The sequence below is a fragment of the Burkholderia sp. Ac-20384 genome, assembly GCF_017104605.1.
GTDB classification, from domain to species: Bacteria; Pseudomonadota; Gammaproteobacteria; order Burkholderiales; family Burkholderiaceae; genus Burkholderia; species Burkholderia lata.
In genome coordinates, this window is sequence record NZ_JAAGPE010000525.1 from 1 (window position 1) to 3470 (window position 3470).

Annotated in this window: 4 protein-coding genes; 2 read left to right on the forward strand and 2 right to left on the reverse strand. The window is 68.8% G+C overall.

The window, feature by feature from the left end; all coding sequences use genetic code 11:
* Window positions 1-917 (reverse strand): MFS transporter (locus G3O00_RS41075; protein ID WP_241025578.1); only part of this gene is annotated, 917 nt, incomplete at its 3' end.
* A gap of 153 nt (window positions 918-1070) precedes the next feature.
* On the opposite strand from G3O00_RS41075, the gene G3O00_RS41080 reads away from it, so the two are divergent.
* Both G3O00_RS41080 and G3O00_RS41085 read left to right on the forward strand, forming a co-directional pair.
* Window positions 1071-1541: a helix-turn-helix domain-containing protein gene (locus tag G3O00_RS41080; protein WP_011355858.1), complete on the forward strand. Its 471-nt coding sequence runs from the start codon at window positions 1071-1073 to the stop codon at window positions 1539-1541.
* A 68-nt stretch (window positions 1542-1609) separates the two neighbouring features.
* Window positions 1610-2545, forward strand: coding sequence for a hypothetical protein (locus tag G3O00_RS41085; RefSeq protein WP_206146420.1), 936 nt, complete (start codon window positions 1610-1612; stop codon window positions 2543-2545).
* Between the two features lie 10 nt (window positions 2546-2555).
* On the opposite strand, the gene G3O00_RS41090 is transcribed toward G3O00_RS41085, so the two are convergent.
* Window positions 2556-3470 (reverse strand): MFS transporter (locus tag G3O00_RS41090; protein WP_206146421.1); only part of this gene is annotated, 915 nt, incomplete at its 5' end.

Sequence of the window (3470 nt, forward strand, 5' to 3'; positions counted from 1 at the left end):
GGGGTGGTGGTTGGGAGGGAGGAGACGGGAGAGGAGAGAACAGGAAGTGACGGGAGGTCAGGCGTGTGCTCGGCCGATCGGGCGCCGACCAGGCCGAACGCACCGATCTGCGTATGCGACATCGCGTGCGGCGGCGCGCTCAGCGGCAGCACCAGCGCGCTCCAGAAGATGCTGAAGGCGGCGAACATCAGCAGCGCGATCACGCCACGCACGCGCAGCACGCGCTCATTGCGCAGCAGCGCCACCATCGATCGCAGCAGCGCCGCATAACCGATGCACTCGCGTGGCCCGTTCTCGTTCGGCAACAACCGCGACAGCACGACGAGCATCACGATCGCGAGCGCTCCCGACACCAGATAGACGGCCCGCCAGCCCGCGATATCGGTGACGACGCCCGCCAGCGAGCGGGCGGCCAGCAACCCGACCACGACGCCGCCCTGTGCGGCGCCCACCACGCGCCCGCGTTCGCCGGCGCCCGCGAGCGCGGCCGAGCACGCGATCAGCCCTTGCGTCATCGCGGTGCCGAGCAGCCCGACCGCGACCATCCCCGCCAGCAGCGCGACGCGCGTCGATGATGCGGCCACGCCGATGCAGGCCGCCGTCAGCAGCAGGAGCTGCACGGTGATCAGTCGCTTGCGGTTCAGCAGGTCGCCGAGCGGCACGACGAACAGCAGCGCGAGTGCACAGCCGAGCTGCGTCGCGGTGATGACGCCGCCGACGGCCGCCTGCGACACGCCGAAATCCCGCGCGATCGAATCGAGCAGCGGCTGCGCGTAGTAGACGTTCGCGACACTGGCCGCGCAGCAGACGGCCAGCAACGCGACGCGCGCCGAGGACAGGCGGCCGCCGTCGGCCGGATGCGCAGCATGTGTCGGCACGTTCGATGCAACGGTGCCGGAATGACAGGACGACTCCATGGGTTCCCTCGTGCAAAGTAGTTGCAAATTGAAACTGGTATGGAGTGTAGGAAAAGTAGTTTTAAAATGCAACCTGTTGTGTGACGGGCGCTGGCTCGTGCACGGATGGCCGGCGCTGCCGCGAAGGCGGCCGGCAAGATTGCGGAGAGGAACATGGCCAGGCAGAAAAGTCTTGCGGACTCGCCGTGCCCGGTGGCGCGGGCGACCGATATCGTCGGCGATCGCTGGGCGTTGCTGATCGTGCGCGATGCGTTCGACGGCGTGCGCCGGTTCGGCGATTTCCGCGCGAGCCTCGGTGTCGCGAGCAACATCCTGTCCGACCGGCTGAAGATGCTGGTGGACGCCGGTGTGTTCGACGTCGTGCCGGCATCCGACGGCACCGCGTACCAGGAGTACGCGCTGACCAAAAAGGGCGAAGGGCTGTTTCCCGTGATCGTGATGTTGCGGCAGTGGGGCGAGGCGAACCTGTTTGCGCGCGGCGAGCCGCATTCGGTGCTGGTCGACCGCAGCACAGGGCGCGCCGTTCGCAAGCTCGCGCTGCGGCATGACGACGGCCGGCCTTTGAAGGCGGCGGAGACGGTCGTGAGGAAAGTCGGCGACGAAGCGGACGCGCCGCGGCGATGAGCGTCGTGCGCGACGGCTGCACCGTCCGCTAGACTGTCGCGATCGTCGTTGACCGGAGCCGCATCGCCATGTCCCACCCGCTGGATTCTGCCGGCTATCGGCAATTGCTCGACCTGCAGCGTCGTATTCACGACTACTGCGAGCGCGAGGGTGCCGAGGACGGGCGCGATCATGCCGATCCTGCGGAGCCGCTGTGGCAGACCGATTTCAACCATGTGACCGTCGCGCCGATGCGGGCCGGGCTGCATGTCCGGTACTTCGGCGGCGCGTGGGACGAACCGTTCGACTGGACGCTGCAATGCCTGGCAGAGCGGGACGTCGCGGATCTCGTGACCGACCTCGCGTTCAGCGGCGTGGACGAAGGCGCGAACGGTACGCGCGAATGGGATTTCGGTCCGCTGCTCGATTCGGATGCGCGCTTTCCGATGATGCGCTCGCTGTATGTGCGGCCGACCGAGCCGGCCGATCACAACCAGTCGATGATCGTGCGCCGCGACCTGATCATGCAGGAGGGCGGCGAGATTGCCCGCTTTGCCGCGAAGGCGCCGTTTCTCACCGAGCTGACGGTGCCGAATGCACCCGACGCGCGTTTCTTCGACGTACCGCTTTCACATCTCGAGCGGCTGCGCATCGGCGGTGGCGATGACACGCAACAGTTCATCGATCGTCTTGCGGACAGCGACAACCTGTCGTCGCTCAGCTGGCTCGATTTCTCCGAATCGACGGCATTGCACTCGACGTGGAAGCGCGAGCGCGATGCCAGCAGCGTGACGTCGTTCGCCGCCTACGAGCGCTTGCTGAAGAGCCGGGCCGGCCAGCGGCTCCACACGCTGACGCTGAGAAACACCTGTCTCGACCGGGAGGCGCTCGAAGCGCTGCAGGCACTGCATCCGCGGCTGTCGTTCATGGTGATCCAGGCCGGCAGCGGCGGCTACGTGAGTCACTTCAAGGGCAACGTGTTTCCGTGGCGTCACCTGATCCAGCGCGACCCCGGCGACGCATGACCGCACCCGTTCAGTCGGCCGCCGCCACCGCCTGATGCGCGGGCGATGCGCCGCGATGCGCATCGGGTCGCACCAGCGTCGCGAGCAGCGCGGCGGTGACGAGCAGCGCGACCGACACGGCCGTTTCGATCCGCAACCCGTCCACGACCTGTGCTGCGCCGCCACCGCCGGCGAGCGCACCGAACGCGGCGACGCCCATCGCGCCGCCGGCCTGCCGTGCGGTATTCAGCACGGCCGACGCGATGCCGGCCCGCTCGGGCGCGACCGACGCGAGCACGGCAGTCGTCATCGCCGGCACCGCGAAACCCATACCCGTCGGAATCAGCAGGAACGGCACGAGCAGGAAGGCCAGCGGCGTCGACGCGTCGATGAAATGCAGCGACCCGTAGCCAAGCGCAGCGACGAGCGCACCCGCCAGCATCGGCGCCCGCGGGCCGTGACGCGCCACGACGCGGCCGCTAGCGAGGTTCGACAGCAGGAAGCCGCCCGTCAGCGGCAGGAACGCGAGGCCGGCCTGCAACGCCGATTCGCCGCGTGCGCGCTGCAGGTACAGCGCGAGCACGAACACGGTGCCGTAGTACGTGAGGTTCACGCAGATCCCGAACAGCACGGCCGCGCTGAACGTGCGATGGCGGAACAGCGACAGCGGCAGCATCGGCGTGGCCGTGCGCGCTTCCACCGCGACGAACGCGAGCGCGGCGAGTGCGGCCAGCGCGAAGCCGCCGGCGACGACCGGATGCGTGAAGCCGAGCGGCCGCCATTCGATCACGGCGCCGGTCAGCGCGGTCAGCATCGCGATCGCGATGAACTGGCCGCGCAGGTCGAGTGCGCGGATGGAACGGGAGGGCGCGGCCGGCGCTGCCGCTGCACGGCGCGCGGGGATCCATGCAAAGGCGGCCGCCAGCCCGGCCGCACACAGCGGCAG

Bases quoted from the DNA above. Each gene is read 5' to 3' on its own strand.
- G3O00_RS41080 (WP_011355858.1), top strand. From the start codon at position 1,071: ATGGCCAGGCAGAAAAGTCTTGCGGACTCGCCGTGCCCGGTGGCGCGG.
- G3O00_RS41085 (WP_206146420.1), top strand. From the start codon at position 1,610: ATGTCCCACCCGCTGGATTCTGCCGGCTATCGGCAATTGCTCGACCTG.